This is a genomic window from Citrobacter sp. LJND-P06 (genome assembly GCF_058188415.1).
Genome location: NZ_CP187317.1, coordinates 624,034 through 640,141, shown reverse-complemented (window position 1 = coordinate 640,141; position 16,108 = coordinate 624,034). Strand labels below are relative to the sequence as shown.

Annotated in this window: 16 protein-coding genes and 1 riboswitch; of the genes, 7 read left to right on the top strand and 9 right to left on the bottom strand. The window is 54.1% G+C overall.

Annotated elements, in window-relative coordinates:
• The first annotated feature begins 169 nt into the window (after positions 1-169).
• Together ACO7SM_RS03080 and ACO7SM_RS03075 are read left to right on the top strand one after the other, a co-directional pair.
• The gene (locus ACO7SM_RS03080; protein WP_490469636.1) at positions 170-841 is read left to right on the top strand and encodes a DUF1190 family protein; all 672 of its coding nucleotides are present in this window, start codon (positions 170-172) and stop codon (positions 839-841) included.
• 5 nt (positions 842-846) lie between these two features.
• Positions 847-2,007, top strand: a complete 1,161-nt coding sequence (locus ACO7SM_RS03075; RefSeq protein WP_490469635.1) for a glutathionylspermidine synthase family protein — start codon at positions 847-849, stop codon at positions 2,005-2,007.
• 83 nt (positions 2,008-2,090) lie between these two features.
• Here the strand turns inward: ACO7SM_RS03075 and ygiD are convergent, their stop codons facing one another.
• Positions 2,091-2,879, bottom strand: a complete 789-nt coding sequence (ygiD, locus tag ACO7SM_RS03070; RefSeq protein ID WP_490469634.1) for a 4,5-DOPA-extradiol-dioxygenase — start codon at positions 2,877-2,879, stop codon at positions 2,091-2,093.
• 142 nt (positions 2,880-3,021) lie between these two features.
• Here ygiD and zupT point away from each other — a divergent pair, with 142 nt between their 5' ends.
• Positions 3,022-3,795 (top strand): zinc transporter ZupT, encoded by a 774-nt coding sequence (zupT, locus tag ACO7SM_RS03065; protein WP_490469633.1) that lies wholly within the window; start codon positions 3,022-3,024, stop codon positions 3,793-3,795.
• A 74-nt stretch (positions 3,796-3,869) separates the two neighbouring features.
• On the opposite strand, the gene ACO7SM_RS03060 is transcribed toward zupT, so the two are convergent.
• Both ACO7SM_RS03060 and ribB read right to left on the bottom strand, forming a co-directional pair.
• On the bottom strand, positions 3,870-4,046 hold the full coding sequence (locus tag ACO7SM_RS03060) for a hypothetical protein (protein WP_490469632.1): 177 nt from the start codon (positions 4,044-4,046) through the stop codon (positions 3,870-3,872).
• A gap of 283 nt (positions 4,047-4,329) precedes the next feature.
• Entirely contained in the window at positions 4,330-4,983 is a 654-nt protein-coding gene (ribB, locus tag ACO7SM_RS03055) for a 3,4-dihydroxy-2-butanone-4-phosphate synthase (RefSeq protein ID WP_192613514.1), read from the bottom strand.
• Between the two features lie 105 nt (positions 4,984-5,088).
• Positions 5,089-5,301: riboswitch (FMN riboswitch) on the bottom strand.
• A gap of 132 nt (positions 5,302-5,433) precedes the next feature.
• On the opposite strand from ribB, the gene ubiK reads away from it, so the two are divergent.
• Entirely contained in the window at positions 5,434-5,730 is a 297-nt protein-coding gene (gene ubiK, locus ACO7SM_RS03050) for a ubiquinone biosynthesis accessory factor UbiK (RefSeq protein ID WP_192613515.1), read from the top strand.
• Positions 5,731-5,763: 33 nt separating this feature from the next.
• Here the strand turns inward: ubiK and glgS are convergent, their stop codons facing one another.
• From glgS to ACO7SM_RS03030, 4 genes are all read right to left on the bottom strand, one after another.
• Positions 5,764-5,973, bottom strand: coding sequence for a cell surface composition regulator GlgS (gene glgS / locus ACO7SM_RS03045; RefSeq protein WP_490469631.1), 210 nt, complete (start codon positions 5,971-5,973; stop codon positions 5,764-5,766).
• A 240-nt stretch (positions 5,974-6,213) separates the two neighbouring features.
• A complete protein-coding gene (gene hldE, locus ACO7SM_RS03040; protein WP_490469630.1) occupies positions 6,214-7,647 on the bottom strand; it encodes a bifunctional D-glycero-beta-D-manno-heptose-7-phosphate kinase/D-glycero-beta-D-manno-heptose 1-phosphate adenylyltransferase HldE in 1,434 nt (477 codons plus the stop codon).
• 47 nt (positions 7,648-7,694) lie between these two features.
• Positions 7,695-10,535 (bottom strand): bifunctional [glutamate--ammonia ligase]-adenylyl-L-tyrosine phosphorylase/[glutamate--ammonia-ligase] adenylyltransferase, encoded by a 2,841-nt coding sequence (gene glnE / locus ACO7SM_RS03035; RefSeq protein WP_490469629.1) that lies wholly within the window; start codon positions 10,533-10,535, stop codon positions 7,695-7,697.
• A gap of 21 nt (positions 10,536-10,556) precedes the next feature.
• A complete protein-coding gene (locus ACO7SM_RS03030; protein WP_490469628.1) occupies positions 10,557-11,858 on the bottom strand; it encodes a CYTH domain-containing protein in 1,302 nt (433 codons plus the stop codon).
• 241 nt (positions 11,859-12,099) lie between these two features.
• Between ACO7SM_RS03030 and ACO7SM_RS03025 the strand changes: the two genes are divergently transcribed.
• Both ACO7SM_RS03025 and ACO7SM_RS03020 read left to right on the top strand, forming a co-directional pair.
• The gene (locus ACO7SM_RS03025) at positions 12,100-12,720 is read left to right on the top strand and encodes a TIGR04211 family SH3 domain-containing protein (RefSeq protein ID WP_490469627.1); all 621 of its coding nucleotides are present in this window, start codon (positions 12,100-12,102) and stop codon (positions 12,718-12,720) included.
• A gap of 63 nt (positions 12,721-12,783) precedes the next feature.
• Complete coding sequence (locus tag ACO7SM_RS03020; RefSeq protein ID WP_490469626.1) at positions 12,784-14,022, top strand: multifunctional CCA addition/repair protein; 1,239 nt, start codon at positions 12,784-12,786, stop codon at positions 14,020-14,022.
• An 81-nt stretch (positions 14,023-14,103) separates the two neighbouring features.
• Here the strand turns inward: ACO7SM_RS03020 and bacA are convergent, their stop codons facing one another.
• The gene (bacA, locus tag ACO7SM_RS03015; protein ID WP_490469625.1) at positions 14,104-14,922 is read right to left on the bottom strand and encodes an undecaprenyl-diphosphate phosphatase; all 819 of its coding nucleotides are present in this window, start codon (positions 14,920-14,922) and stop codon (positions 14,104-14,106) included.
• A 91-nt stretch (positions 14,923-15,013) separates the two neighbouring features.
• Positions 15,014-15,382, bottom strand: coding sequence for a bifunctional dihydroneopterin aldolase/7,8-dihydroneopterin epimerase (gene folB, locus ACO7SM_RS03010; protein ID WP_490469624.1), 369 nt, complete (start codon positions 15,380-15,382; stop codon positions 15,014-15,016).
• A gap of 106 nt (positions 15,383-15,488) precedes the next feature.
• Between folB and plsY the strand changes: the two genes are divergently transcribed.
• The gene (gene plsY, locus ACO7SM_RS03005) at positions 15,489-16,106 is read left to right on the top strand and encodes a glycerol-3-phosphate 1-O-acyltransferase PlsY (protein ID WP_490469623.1); all 618 of its coding nucleotides are present in this window, start codon (positions 15,489-15,491) and stop codon (positions 16,104-16,106) included.
• Positions 16,107-16,108 lie beyond the last annotated feature (2 nt).

Sequence of the window (16,108 nt, the reverse complement as noted above, 5' to 3'; positions counted from 1 at the left end):
GTTCGGGAAGCGCAGCGCCAGTTGGCGCTAAATTGCTGGTCGAACGTAAGGCAACGTAAAGATCCCGCGATTCCCCGCATTCTCGCCTCTTCTCGCTTCATTTTCGACCAGCCATCCTCTATCCTGAGCATTATTTGCCATATTCACCACTGGGTCCTGGAAGACGAAAATGAAACGGACAAAATCCATACATCACGCCTCGTTCCGCAAAAGCTGGAGCGCTCGCCATTTAACGCCGGTCGCACTGGCGGTCACCGCAGTCTTTATGCTTGCGGGCTGTGAACAAACCGATGAAACGGTTTCGCTTTATCAAAATGCGGACGACTGCTCTGCGGCGAACCCAGGTAAAAGCGCGGAATGTACGACGGCATTCAACAATGCCGTGAAAGAAGCAGAACGTACCGCGCCAAAATACGCCTCGCGTGAAGATTGCATCGCCGAATTCGGCGAAGGCCAGTGCCAGCAAGCGCCTGCTCAGGCAGGTATGGCGCCAGAGAATCAGGCACAGGCACAACAATCCAGCGGCAGTTTCTGGATGCCGTTGATGGCCGGTTACATGATGGGCCGCATGATGGGCGGTGGCGCTGGCTTTGCGCAACAACCGCTGTTTAGCTCGAAAAACCCGGCCAGCCCTGCTTACGGTAAATATACCGATGCCGGCGGCAAGAACTACGGTGCCGCGCAGCCAGGCCGCACTATGACCGTACCGAAGACGGCGATGGCGCCTAAACCGGCAACCACATCAACCGTGACGCGCGGTGGTTTTGGCGAATCTGTTGCGAAACAAAGCACAATGCAGCGTAGCGCCAGCGGCACCACAACACGTTCGATGGGTGGTTGATACTCATGGAAAGAGTCAGCATTACTGAGCGCCCGGACTGGCGCGACAAAGCCACAGAATACGGTTTTAATTTTCACACCATGTACGGCGAGCCGTACTGGTGTGAAGATGCCTACTACAAGCTGACGCTCGCCGAGGTTGAGAAACTGGAAGAGGTCACCGCTGAACTGCACCAGATGTGCCTCAAAGTCGTTGAGAAGGTCATCGCCAGCGACGAACTGATGACGAAGTTTCGTATTCCGAAGCATACCTGGGGATTTGTTCGCCAGTCATGGCAGACGAGTCAGCCTTCGCTCTATTCCCGCCTTGATCTGGCGTGGGACGGCATCGGTGAACCCAAACTGCTGGAGAACAACGCCGATACGCCGACCTCGCTGTATGAAGCGGCATTTTTCCAGTGGATCTGGCTGGAAGATCAGCTCAATGCAGGCAACTTGCCGGAAGGTAGCGATCAGTTTAACAGTCTGCAAGAGAAGCTGATCGAGCGCTTTGCAGCACTTCGTGAGCAGTACGGTTTTCAACTTCTGCATTTAACCTGCTGTCGCGACACGGTTGAAGATCGCGGTACGATTCAATACCTGCAGGATTGTGCGGCCGAAGCCGAAATCGCCACTGAATTCCTCCACATCGAAGATATCGGTCTCGGTGAAAAAGGTCAGTTCACGGACTTACAGGATCAGGTTATCGCCAACCTGTTCAAGCTCTATCCGTGGGAGTTTATGCTGCGTGAGATGTTCTCCACCAAGCTGGAAGATGCTGGCGTACGCTGGCTGGAACCGGCATGGAAAAGCATCATCTCCAACAAAGCGCTGTTACCGTTGCTGTGGGAAATGTTCCCGAACCATCCGAACCTGCTGCCGGCCTATTTTGCCGAAGATGACCATCCGCAGATGGAAAAATTCGTCGTGAAGCCCATCTTCTCTCGTGAAGGCGCCAACGTCTCGATCATTGAGAACGGTAAAACGATCGAAGCGGCAGAAGGTCCGTACGGTGAAGAAGGCATGATCGTGCAACAGTTTTATCAGTTGCCGAAATTTGGCGACAGCTACATGTTGATCGGCAGTTGGTTGATTAACGATCAACCCGCCGGGATCGGCATTCGCGAAGACAGAGCGCTGATCACGCAGGATCTTTCTCGTTTCTACCCGCATATTTTCGTTGAGTAATTCGTTGTGCCGGGTGGCGGCTTCGCCTTACCCGGCCAACAGCGAACGGCAGGCCCGATAAGCGTAGCGCCAACGGGCATTAATCACCCCACCTGTACCGACAACATACTCAGACTGCCCATCTCGATACCGTCCACCGGTATTGATACGGGTTCTTTGCCGTCCCACGCACCTAACACATACAGCAGTGGCAGGTAGTGATCCGGCGTTGGATTCGACAACGAACCCCCTTCATGCTCGAGATAGTTAACCAGCGGATGCTGCTCAACTGGCCCCTGCCACGTCAGATTCGCCTTCACATAATCATTGAATGATGTCGCCCACGGATACGGCGTATTCTCGCCGTGCCAGCGCGCCGTGCGCAGGTTATGCACCACGTTACCGCTGGCGACCAGCATAATCCCTTCATCGCGTAGCGCCGCCAGTTTACGCCCCATTTCGAGGTGCCAGGCGGCGGGTTTTGTGCTGTCGATGCTTAACTGCACCATCGGGATATCCGCGTCGGGATACATCTTGATCAGCACGCCCCAGGAACCATGGTCAAAGCCCCAGGCCTCTTTATCGAGCGTAACAGGAACCGGTGACAGCAGTTCCACCAGACGTTGCGCCAGCTCTGGCGAACCGGGCGCAGGATAGTGGGTGTCGTAAAGCGCCTGTGGAAAACCGCCAAAATCGTGAATGGTTTTCGGGGCTTCCATTGCCGTCACGCCGGTTCCGCGTGTGAACCAGTGAGCCGACACCACCACGATCGCTTTTGGACGCGGTAATACCTCCCCCAGATGCCGCCAGGCGCGGGTATAGACGTTATCTTCCAGAACATTCATAGGGCTGCCGTGTCCCAAAAACAATGCTGGCATACGCGTTGAAGACATGATGATATCCTTACTCAGGGAGGTCATTTTGATATCCTCACAATACGCTTTTTCGGTAGTTGAAGAACTCAGATAACCATGATGAAGATCATCAGTTATTTTGAAGGTCAGGCCCGGACAGCAGAATCATAAGGAGTTGTCGATGTCAGTACCTTTAATTCTGACCTTATTGGCGGGTGCCGCCACTTTTATTGGCGCCTTTCTTGGCGTACTGGGACAAAAACCCTCTAATCGCGTACTGGCGTTTTCGCTGGGATTCGCGGCGGGCATCATGCTGCTTATTTCGCTGATGGAAATGCTGCCGGCGGCGCTGGCTGCACAAGGAATGTCCCCCCTTTTGGGCTACGGCATGTTTATTACCGGACTGCTGGGTTATTTCGGGCTGGATCGCCTGCTTCCTCACGCCCATCCGCAAGATTTAGTACAGAAAACAACGCGCCCGCTGCCTGGCTCCATTAAACGCACCGCCATCTTATTGACGCTGGGCATCAGCCTGCACAACTTTCCTGAAGGGATCGCGACGTTTGTTACCGCCAGCAGCAATCTTGAACTGGGCTTCGGTATTGCTCTGGCAGTCGCCTTACACAATATTCCCGAAGGTTTAGCGGTTGCCGGGCCGGTTTATGCCGCAACAGGTTCTAAACGCACGGCCATTTTCTGGGCAGGAATTTCCGGTATGGCGGAAATTCTTGGCGGCATATTAGCCTGGTTAATTTTGGGCAGTTTGATTTCGCCTGTCGTAATGGCGTCGATTATGGCTGCGGTAGCGGGAATTATGGTAGCGTTATCCGTAGACGAATTAATGCCTCTGGCAAAAGAGATCGACCCTAATAATAACCCAAGCTACGGCGTACTGTGTGGGATGTCGGTGATGGGACTCAGTCTGGTGATACTTCAATCGATGGGAATCGGGTAAAGCAACCACAGATGTTGTCCTCATAATTAAGGACAACATCATGCTTTCCCATCAAGAAAATATGAGAATAAAAGTTATTCCCGATCCCCGGCAACATGACCGTCTTCACCAGTGCGGCGAAATAGCGTGTTGCGGGCTTCGAGCAGCGCGTCCCTGTCTTGCCTGAACGCTCTGCAATAACGTTTCATATGGCAAAAATAACCTACAACGACAAGAACAATTAATACAATCCAATACCAGGCGATAAACATCCTTTTACCCTTAAAATTTAACATTGCCAAACATTTAACGTTAAAATTTTACATACCTATCTTTAGGTATATTCATATACTGGCACAGTATGAAATTGAGAATATGATTTTGATCATAGAGAAAAAGATTGGGCTTTTATTAAAGGTCTGAGCGTCTGCAAAATTAAAGTATGTGGGATAAACGGTGTATTTTTTCGAACCGATAAAAACAAAAAACCGAAGTCAGTAAACTGGCTTCGGTTTCTTTTCATCACGTATTACCACCCGACGGGTGGCGCGCCAGTCAACTGGCCTTACGCGCGTGTGCCTGGCGGTAAGCCACCAAATCTTCAATGGTGACGACGGCCATATTGTGCTCGCCGGCAAACTTGATGCACTCCGGCGCGCGCGCCATTGTGCCGTCATCGTTGGTCAGTTCACACAGAACACCTGCCGGTTTAAAACCCGCCAGCGTCACCAGATCGATGGTCGCTTCCGTATGACCGCCGCGAGTCAACACGCCACCCGCCTGAGCGCGCAGCGGGAAAACGTGTCCCGGACGGTTGAGGTCAGAAGGTTTAGCGCCGTCGGCAATGGCAGCGCGCACGGTGGTAATGCGGTCGGCCGCAGAAACACCGGTGGTCACGCCTTCTGCGGCTTCAATCGTCACCGTAAAGCCCGTGCCGTAAGCGCTGGTGTTATTTTCCACCATCATAGGCAGGTCGAGCTGTTTGCGGCGATCTTCAGTGATACACAGGCAAACGATGCCGCTACCGTGACGAATGGTCAATGCCATCTGCTCAACGGTCATTATTTCGGCAGGGAAAATCATATCGCCTTCGTTTTCACGATCTTCGTCGTCAAGCACCATCACTCCGCGTCCTTCACGCAGCGCGGACAGAGCGTGTTCGACACGGTCAAAAGGCGTACCAAAAGAGGAAAGTAGCGTCTGATTCATGGTAAAAAAACCTCACTAAAATTATGGTTACCAGAATCAGGGCAGTCTTAGGAGTACCGCTATGCGGCAAAAAAATAACGTGAGCGGGTCCATGCCCGGCTGGATCGTTACTCTCTCCCATCCGGACTCTAACCGTCGGCTCCGGAATTACACCGGATCTGCTGACCTTTGAGTTTGCACCCAAAGCGCTCGCGGGCTTTCAACCTGTCCTTCATCTTTCACGCCGCAGCGGCATTGACTGCCTTGCTGCACGCGAAATCTTTTGGACATCGCTGATTTACCGCCGGTGGGGAATTTCGCCCCGCCCTGAGAATAAGCGAGTTAACTATAACGCTATTGATTACCTTCATCAACGCCTTTACTCCGCCACAGGTCACACAATTCTGGTTTATGCCTCACGCAGATCGCACTACAATGTGCCTCAACACTTACCAGTTCAGGGAAACCACAATGATTGACCCGAAAAAAATTGAGCAAATCGCTCGCCAGGTTCACGAGTCGATGCCGAAAGGGATCCGGGAGTTCGGGGAAGATGTCGAGAAGAAAATTCGTCAAACGCTGCAATCACAGTTGACGCGTCTCGATCTGGTGAGCCGCGAGGAGTTTGATGTGCAAACTCAGGTGTTACTGCGTACCCGTGAAAAGCTGGCACTGCTTGAGCAGCGCCTCAGTGAACTGGAAACGCGCCAGTCGCCTGTCGACGTCAAACCTGCGCCCGCCATTCCGCCGGTCGATACACAAGAGTAAAAAAGAAACGGGCCGATCGGCCCGTTTCTTTTTTCAGTGTTCGAGTTCTAATTGTTTTGCTCGTGTCGCCTGTTGGCAGTACAGCGCGTAGCGCTTGCAGAACCAGCTACGGTGCTCCTCATCCATATTTCCGGTAACGGCGTGGATATCGACAGGGCGACCTTCAGCCTGCATTCTGGCAAAGCTACGTGCCAGAAAATCGAAGTTGTTCAACGAATACACAGTCTTGTTGTTCATGAGCATACCCTCCAGTTAACGAATTTCTGATAAGGCCATATGCTTTTTCTGATTCCAGTATTCGCTCCCGGGCGCAAAGTATCTGTACATTATGTGCGCAAATTACCTGCAGGAAGTCACACTTTTCCAGGAAATGTAAAGGGATGGGAGTCAATGATAACGGAGCGCTTATCAGACCTGCATCGCACAGAGGCTCACAGGCCTGATAAGGTGTTTACAGCGCCGCCTAACTTACTGGCGGAGAGATTATTTGTTGCTGTCTTTCTGGATTTTTTTGATGATGTTGGTCGTTGAACAGCCGTCTTCAAAGTTCAGCACCAACACTTCACCGCCGTTGGCCCAAACTTCTTCACTACCCGCAATCTCTTCCGGCTTGTAGTCGCCGCCTTTAACCAGCAGATCCGGCAGTACGCCTGCAATCAGACGCTGTGGGGTATCTTCTTCAAAAGAGACCACCCAGTCGACGGATTCCAGCGCGCCCAATACGATCATGCGTTGTTCAAGCGGATTGACGGGACGTGTTTCACCTTTCAGACGTTTAGTGGACGCATCGCTGTTGACCGCCACAATCAGGCGGTCGCCCAGCTTACGCGCATTCGCCAGATAAGAAACGTGCCCGGCATGCAGGATATCGAAGACGCCGTTGGTCATCACCACTTTCTCACCGCGCTTACGCGCGCTGGCAACGGCCTGCTTCAGCTCGTTTTCAGTCATCACGCCAAAGCCCGTGTCAGCACGACCACGAACGGCATTTTCCAGCTCAATGGGTGAGACGGTGGATGTCCCCAGTTTACCGACGACCACACCTGCCGCCGCGTTGGCGAAGTAACAGGCTTCTTCCAGCGATTTCCCTGCCGCCAGCGTCGCCGCCAGCACGCCAATCACCGTATCGCCCGCACCGGTAACGTCATACACTTCCTGTGCCTGCGTCGGCATATGCAGCGGCGCTTTGCCCGGTTGCAGCAACGTCATACCTTGTTCAGAACGCGTCACCAGCAGCGCAGAGAAATCGAAATCCGCAATCACTTTCATGCCACGGGTGACAATCTCTTCTTCGTTTTTACACTTACCGGCCACCGCTTCAAATTCCGACAAATTCGGAGTCAGCAACGTGGCACCGCGATAGCGTTCAAAATCGGTGCCTTTCGGATCGATCAACACCGGTACGCCCGCTTTGCGCGCCAGCGCGATCATCTGCTGAACGCTGGCCAGCGCGCCTTTCGCGTAGTCAGAGAGTACCAGCGCGCCAATCGAACCCAGCGCCTGATTAATGCGCTCATGCAGCGGTTGCGGATCGACGCCCTCAAAGCCTTCTTCAAAGTCCAGACGAATAAGCTGCTGGTTGCGTGAGAGTACGCGCAGTTTGGTGATGGTGGGATGTGTCGGGACAGAAACAAAGTCGCATTTCACGTTCACCTCAGCCAGCGTTTTGCTGAGCGCACGCGCGGCATCATCAATGCCGGTCAATCCGACCAGGCGTGAATTGGCCCCCAGGGACGCAATGTTCATCGCCACGTTAGCCGCGCCACCAGGACGTTCCTCAATGGTGTCCACTTTGACAACGGGTACTGGCGCTTCCGGTGAAATACGGCTGGTCGGCCCGTACCAGTAGCGATCCAGCATCACGTCACCAACAACCATGACCCCTGCACGTTCAAACTCTGGCAGCGTTACTTTCATTCCTGTCTCCTGAGAGATTCAAAATTTGCGCGCGATAATAGCACATTTCACTCGGCAACCAGCCACTTCTGCCAGCTAGCCCGTACCCGCTCACGCTCTTTGCTAAAACACGTCTGCGCCACATGCCCCGGCAACTCTTGCAATGCCAGATGGTGGAGTTCGTCACGCAACGTGGTGTAGGCCAGCGTCAGCGCCTGCGCTTCCTGTTCTTCCATAATGTCATTTTGCGCCAACAGCTCCAGAATACGCACATTATCCGACCAACGCGTCAGCTTTGGTTTCTCATGCGCGTAGCGCAGCACCAGGTATTGCGTAATAAACTCAATGTCGGTGATCCCGCCCTCGTCAGCTTTAATATCAAAGCGGTCGCGATGCTTATTCCCCAGATGCGCGCGCATCTTTTCACGCATTTCACGCACGTCGGTTTGCAGCGTTTTACCGTCGCGAACGAGCGTCATGATCGTACGCCGCACGGCGTCAAACTGCGCAGTCAGTTGCGGATCGCCATACACCACGCGCGCACGCGCCAGCGCCTGATGTTCCCACGTCCAGGCTTCGTTTTTCTGATAATCGGCGAAGGCTTCGGCGGAGGTTACTAACATTCCCGCCGCGCCGGACGGGCGTAATCGCGCATCCACCTCATACAAAATACCCGAGGAAGTACGGGTGCTGAACAGGTGCATAATCCGCTGCGACAAGCGCAGATAGAACTGCCGGCCGTCAATTTCGCGCTCGCCATCGGTCATCACGTCCATCGGACAGTCGTGAAGGAAAATCAAATCCAGATCGGAGCTGTAGCCCAGTTCCCATCCGCCCAGCTTACCGTAACCGACTACGGCAAAGCCTCGCCCCTGGCGCTCGCTCAGGTGCGTCGGCTGACCGTAACGCGCCACCATTTGCGTCCACGCCTGTTGCACCACGGCGTCGATGATGGCTTCCGCCAGCCAGGTCAAATGGTCGCTGACTTTCATCACCGGTAACGTGCCCGCAATATCCGCCGCTGCGATACGCAGCAGTTGAGTCTGCTTAAACTGCCGCAACGCCTCCAGTTGCTGCTCTTCGTCATCTTCCGGCACACGCAGCAGATACTGACGCAACTCATCGCGATAAGCGTCTGTCGCGGTCGGCTGATACAGCGTGTTCGGGTCGAGCAGTTCGTCGAGCAACAGTGGGTAGCGCGCCAGTTGGCTGGCGACCATCGGGGAGGCGGCGCAAAGCGAGATCAGATGCTTTAGCGCCCCCGGGAATTCGCTCAGCAATTCGAGGTATGTAGTGCGGGTTACAATGCTCACCAGCAACGGCGTAATACGCGACAACGGTACGGAGGCGTCTTCACGGGAACAGACGTCGCTGAGCAGGTGCGGCATCAGATGATCGAGAACCTGACGGCCACGCGGGCCAATGGGGCGTTTATCCAGCTCTTTGCGGAAATCCGCAATCAGCGCCAGCACGCGTCCTCGCCCTTCATCGGTAAGATGGGCCAGGACGGGCGTGGAATCGTCTTCCTGTAGCGTATCCTGCCACAGTTCGCGCCACTGTTCTGACAATGACTCTTCCTGCGTCTCGGTTTCGTCATCGCCAATCAACTCATTAAACACCCGGCGCACATTCGCCATATGGCCGTCCAGCGCGTCGGTGAGCTGTGACCAGTCATCCGCATCCATTCCCCACGCCAGACGCGCCCGATTCAGCTCATCTCCCGGCAGTGTCTGCGTTTGCTCATCATTGATGCTTTGCAGCAGGTTTTCCAGGCGACGCAGGAAGAGATAAGCAACGCGCAACTGGTCTGCGTCGTTCTCAGACAACAGATGCAGCGCGGCAATCGCGCTTAATGTGGGTAAAAGAGAACGTGATTGCAGTGAAGGTTCACGACCGCCGCGAATAAGCTGGAACACCTGAACAATAAATTCGATTTCGCGAATGCCGCCCGCGCCGAGTTTAATATTGTCCTTCAGACCCCGACGGCGAACTTCACGGGCAATCATCCCCTTCATGTTTCGCAGAGACTGGATCACGCTGAAGTCGATGTAGCGGCGGAAGACGAAAGGCCGCAGCATGGCCCGCAATTCGTCAACATAAACGCCATCGGTATCGCCCATGATCCGCGCTTTAACCATCGCATAGCGTTCCCAGTCACGCCCCTGTTCCTGGTAATAATCTTCCAGCGCGGCAAAACTCAACACCAGCGGGCCGCTCTCGCCAAACGGACGCAGACGCATGTCGACACGGTAAACAAAACCATCCTGCGTGGGTTGGTCCAGCACCTTGATGAGTCGTTGCCCCATTCGCGTAAAGAACTGCGCGTTATCCAGCTCACGCCGCCCGCCTTGCGTGGAACCGTGCTCCGGCCAGGCAAAAATCAGGTCGATATCGGAAGAGAAATTCAGCTCACCGCCGCCCAGTTTTCCCATTCCTAAAATCAACAACGGCTGTGGGACGCCACTCTGGTTGCAGGGGGTTCCCCACTCACGACAACAGGCGGCGTACAGCCAGTCCCGCGCCGCGATAATCAGCGTTTCAGCCAGATGGCTTAATTGCTGCAAAATGCTCTCTTCTTCCACAAGCCGCAGTGCCTGCGCCCAGGCAATACGCACCATAATGCGACGGCGAAACACCCGCAGTTCCCGCATCAGCGACGCTTCGTCAGCGACCTGCGCCAGTGCTTCCTGCAACCAGGCCGCGTAATGTTGCCATTCGTCGGCCTGCGGCGACGCGCTTTCCAGTTCAGCAAGCCATTCGGGATGCGCAATAACGCTGTCCCGAACAAAATCGCTGAAGGTAAGTACTGACTTCGCCTGAACACCCGGCGTTGTCTCTGAAATTGCGGCTGGCAGGTTCTCAACAACGGTCTGCCAGTACTGCTGTAAGGGAGAAGAGAGCGGCTTCATAAAAGACGTATCCTTGCCAGATTATCGTTTTCCGCTGTGCAGCCAGAACGGTTCCTGAGAAATCGCTTCGTTGCGGAAATGTTCAATTTCAATATATTGGCGGGTCGCAATCGCATAACGTAATCCCTGCCAGTTCTCCAGCCAGCCCTGCGCCACATGAGTGTCGTAATAACCGGCCAGCAATAAGATGCTGTCAATGTTACGGTTCAGGCGCGGAATCTGATCGTTATACTGATCGCCTAACGGCTGGTCGAAAACAGATTTCAGATCGGCGGCATGTCGTGAGAGGTGAGTATCCGCAAAGCGCTTAAACGAACCGGAAATTTTGTCCTGCGCTTTGGCATCGAGGAACGGCTGCCAGCCTTTGGTCACCAGCCATTGCGTCAACGCCAGTTTCGCCATCGCGGTTTGTGTACTGTAAACCGCCGTCACCGCTGAAACCGCAGAGGCGATGGTCGCTTCTGACTGGGTTAACAAATCACGTAAGTGAGCGCTCGCTTTACGAGGAACAATCCCGCCGAACAGCATGAGGGTGTGGCGAACCAGCCCCATTGCCGCCAGAACATCAGCTTTGGCCTTTTTCTCACCGCGAACCCACAACTCTTCATGGTATTGCCACTGTGACAGCGCTAACTCCAGCGCCGCCTCAAGCCCCTGCTCAACGCTGGCTTTCGCTGGCACTTTCAGAATTTGTGTCGCCTTGATTTCACGCGGCGGGTTTCCCTGCGCCAGATGGTAGCCACGGGCGGCCTTGCTCAGACTGCCCTGGCGTAATCCGGATTGGGAAACCAGTTGATTTGCCAGTTTCAGCACGCTGCGCGTATCGCCTTTTAGCAGCTCAAGTTCCAGTTCGCAGATAGGCTCTGCAAACTCTCCCGCCTTCACGTCCCCCAGATCGAGCGCGATTTCAATCTGGCTGCCTTCAACCTCAACCACCCATTTTTCACGATAAAAATCCGTGCTGAACAGCGGCTGTACGTGTGAAGCGAGATCGGCCGGCATTTCGCCGTTTGGCCAGACTTCGGGAGGGAGTTTGGCGAGATCCAACGTCGGTTCGGTCAGCGGGACATTGTATTCCGGGCGCTGATGCAGTCCCCCAATCACCCGGCCGGCGATTTTCAGGGTCATTTCATACTGACCGTTCTCGCCCCGAATACGCAGCCCCATATCGTGACTGCGCAACCAATTCTCTGATGTTTCGTAGTAAATATTCAGCAATTGACTGGGGGCATGATGCTCCCCGCCTAACGTGTGCAGATGGTCACGCAGTGCGTCTACCGCTTCGCGATCGACGATAAATTTTAATTCGATTTCCTGAGCCATGGCCTTGTACTTATGGGTTATGTCACATATGGGAAGAATGACGGCGAACTTAATGCGTTCTTGTTTGTCAGTACATAGTATTTTGCGCCAAATTGCCATACAACGAGCAATTTGACGGGCGTAAAAGTTTGAAACAGTGGCATAGATGACACAGAAGATTCCGATTGATGCCGAATACTTTGCGTAGAGACACTGATGCCACTACTATCGTTCCACTTTCTATGACAATAACGACAGCCTGATGCCAAAATTACGCCTGATTGGATTAACTTTACTTGCACTTAGCGCCACTGCCGTCTCCCATGCTGAAGAAAAGCGCTATGTTTCTGACGAACTGAACACCTGGGTCCGTAGCGGCCCGGGGGACAACTATCGCCTGCTGGGGACGATTAACGCCGGCGAAGAAGTGACGCTCTTACAAACCGATGCGAATACCAATTATGCTCAGGTAAAAGACAGTACCGGCCGTACTGCCTGGATCCCGATGAAAGAGTTGAACAACTCGCCCAGCCTGCGCATTCGCGTACCGGATTTGGAAAATCAGGTCAAAACGCTGACCGATAAGCTCAACAATATCGATACGACCTGGAATCAGCGCACCTCCGACATGCAGCAAAAAGTGTCCCAGAGTGACAGCGTGATTAACGGGTTAAAAGAAGAGAACCAGAAGCTTAAAAACGAGCTGATTGTGGCGCAGAAGAAAGTCGATGCTGCCAGCGTGCAGCTTGATGACAAACAGCGCACCATTATCATGCAGTGGTTTATGTATGGCGGCGGCGTGCTGGGGCTCGGTCTGCTGCTTGGCCTCGTCCTGCCACACATGATCCCAAGCCGTAAACGCAAAGACCGCTGGATGAACTAAATCGCCTTCTCCGCCGCACTGACATATCATTGAGAGATGATGTTTTTCAGGAGAGGAAGTGGCGTGAAGATTTATCTGGTCGGTGGTGCTGTTCGGGACGCGTTATTAGGGCTACCGGTTAAAGATAAAGATTGGGTGGTGGTTGGCGCCACGCCTCAGGAAATGCTCGACGCGGGCTACCAGCAGGTAGGCCGCGATTTTCCCGTATTTCTTCACCCGCAAACGCGCGAAGAATATGCGCTGGCGCGCACCGAGCGTAAATCGGGTTCGGGCTATACCGGCTTTACCTGTTATGCCGCCGCCGATGTGACGCTGGAAGACGATTTGCAGCGCCGCGACCTGACGATCAACGCCCTTGCGCGTGACGATTACGGCCAGATAATCGATCCCTATCACGGGCATCGCGATCTGAACAACCGCCTGCTACGCCATGTCTCCCCCGCTTTCAGTGAAGATCCGCTGCGCGTCCTGCGCGTAGCGCGTTTTGCCGCCCGTTATGCCCACCTCAGTTTCCGTATTGCTGATGAAACCATGACGCTCATGCGTGAGATGACGGCTGCCGGTGAGCTGGAACACCTCACGCCGGAAAGGGTGTGGAAAGAAACCGAAAATGCCCTGACCACGCGTAACCCGCAGGTCTACTTTCAGGTGCTCCGCGACTGCGGCGCGTTGCGCGTGCTGTTCCCCGAAATAGACGCCTTGTTTGGCGTTCCCGCCCCGGCAAAGTGGCACCCGGAAATTGACACCGGGATCCATACGCTGATGACGCTGTCGATGGCCGCCATGCTCAGCCCTGAAGTGGATGTGCGCTTCGCCACGCTGTGTCACGATTTGGGGAAAGGATTAACGCCAAAGGCGTTCTGGCCGCGTCATCACGGTCATGGCCCGGCGGGCGTTAAGCTGGTGGAGCAGTTATGTCAGCGGTTACGCGTTCCCAATGACATTCGCGATTTAGCCAAACTGGTGGCGGAATTCCACGATCTTATTCATACCTTCCCCATCTTGCAGCCAAAAACGATCGTTAAACTGTTCGATTCGATTGATGCCTGGCGAAAACCGCAACGGGTGGAACAAATCGCGCTGACCAGCGAAGCGGATGTTCGCGGGCGTACGGGCTTTGAAGCTGCTGACTATCCGCAAGGTCGCTGGTTACGAGAAGCCTGGCAGGTGGCGCAGGCCGTCCCGACCAAAGAGGTGGTTGATGCAGGATTTAAAGGCCCGGCGATCCGTGAAGAGCTGACCCGGCGCCGTATTGATGCAGTGACGGACTGGAAAGCATTGCGCTGCCCGAAGCCGGAATAATTGCCGGATGACGGCGTAAACGCCTTATCCGGCCTACACGATGAATATCCGTAGGCCGGAACGCCATCCGGCAAGCTTACATCAGAAGAACACCACGTAAACGGCCGCTGCAACGATAAAACGGTAAATCGCAAACGGAATGAACGAGATGCGTTTGATCAGTTGCAGGAAGGTTTTGATCGCCACCAGCGCGACGACAAAAGCGGTGACAAAGCCGACGGCAAACATCGGGATGTCAGCAACCGTCAGGAACGACCAGCTTTTGTAGAGATCCAGCGCAGTGGCGCCCATCATCATCGGCACGGCCAGCAAGAAGGAGAATTCAGAGGCGGCATAACGGCTCACGCCCATCAGCATACCACCGGAAATCGTGGCGCCCGAGCGGGAAAAGCCCGGCCACAATGCCAGACACTGGAAACAGCCAATCATAAATGCCTGCCGATAGGTCATGTCATCCAGACCCGGTGCGCGCGGCTCTTTCGGCTTCAGGCATTCCGCCGCAATCAGCAACAAGCCACCGACCACCAGCGCATACATCACGTTAACCGGGTTAAACAGCGACTTAATAGCGTCGTGGAACACCAGTCCCAGCACCACCGCAGGGATCATCCCCAACAGAATATGACCCAGCGTCAGACGCCCTTTTCCGGTGCCTTCATGCGCAGGCTTGCCAAAGTGAATGCCGATCAGTCCGAATAAACGTCGCCAGAACATCACCACGACGGCCAGGATAGACCCCAACTGAATCACCACCTCAAACGTCTTCGCGGTATCGCCTTCGAACCCCAGCAGATGGCCAACGATAATCATGTGCCCTGTACTGGAGACGGGCAAAAACTCCGTCAATCCTTCGACCACACCCAATATTGCCGCCACCAGCAGCGAGTGCATATCGCTCATCAATAAACCCCTAAATGTAAAAAATCATGCAGCAAAAAATGGATCCTGCGTTAAGACCCATTTATACCCAGTTGGTTTAAAAATTATAAAGTTAATTATTTTCTTTCAGATTTTTGCCACGCTCAATGATTACACCCACATTTGCCGCGCGCGCCACGGCGCCGGGTTTGCTGAGCTTGATACGCACCCACGGCGAATTAAACCGTGCCAACAGCAGATCGGCAACCTCTTCCGCCACCCGTTCCACCAGCGCGAAACGACTGCCTTCCACATGATTAACAACCGTTTCGGCAATGTCAGCATAGCTTAGACAATCCGCTACATCATCGCTTTTGGCAGATTTGCGGTTGTCCCACGCCATTTCGATATCGAACACCAGTTTCTGTTCAATGGTCTGTTCCCAGTCGTAAACACCGATAGTGGTGATGACCGAAAGTTGCTCTATAAATACAATATCCATCACGACCTGCTCGCTTTTTGGCTAACCCGGATACCACTTCCGGCGAATTATGCGTATTATCCACAGAAGTAACGTTTAACACGACATTTTCAAAACGGAACAGCTTATGAGTGCAATCGCGCCTGGAATGATCCTCTTCGCGTACCTCTGCGGCTCAATTTCCAGCGCCATTCTGGTCTGCCGCATCGCTGGACTGCCTGACCCGCGTCAGAGCGGTTCCGGTAATCCGGGCGCGACCAATGTGTTACGAATCGGTGGCAAGGGAGCAGCCGTAGCAGTACTGGCTTTCGACGTCCTGAAGGGCATGTTACCCGTCTGGGGCGCATACGCGTTAGGCGTCAGCCCTCTCTGGTTGGGATTGATTGCGATCGCTGCCTGTCTGGGGCATATCTGGCCGGTCTTCTTTGGTTTAAAAGGTGGCAAAGGCGTCGCGACTGCATTTGGGGCGATAGCGCCCATTGGTTGGGACTTAACGGGCGTCATGGCGGGCACCTGGTTGCTGACCGTGTTGCTGAGCGGCTATTCATCGCTCGGCGCGATTGTCAGCGCCCTGATCGCGCCATTCTATGTCTGGTGGTTTAAACCGCAGTTTACCCTCCCGGTATCTTTGCTTTCGTGCCTGATTTTGCTGCGTCACCATGACAACATCCAGCGACTGTGGCGTCGTCAGGAGACGAAGATCTGGACAAAACTGAAGAAGAAGAGCGAAAAAGATCCCGAGTGATC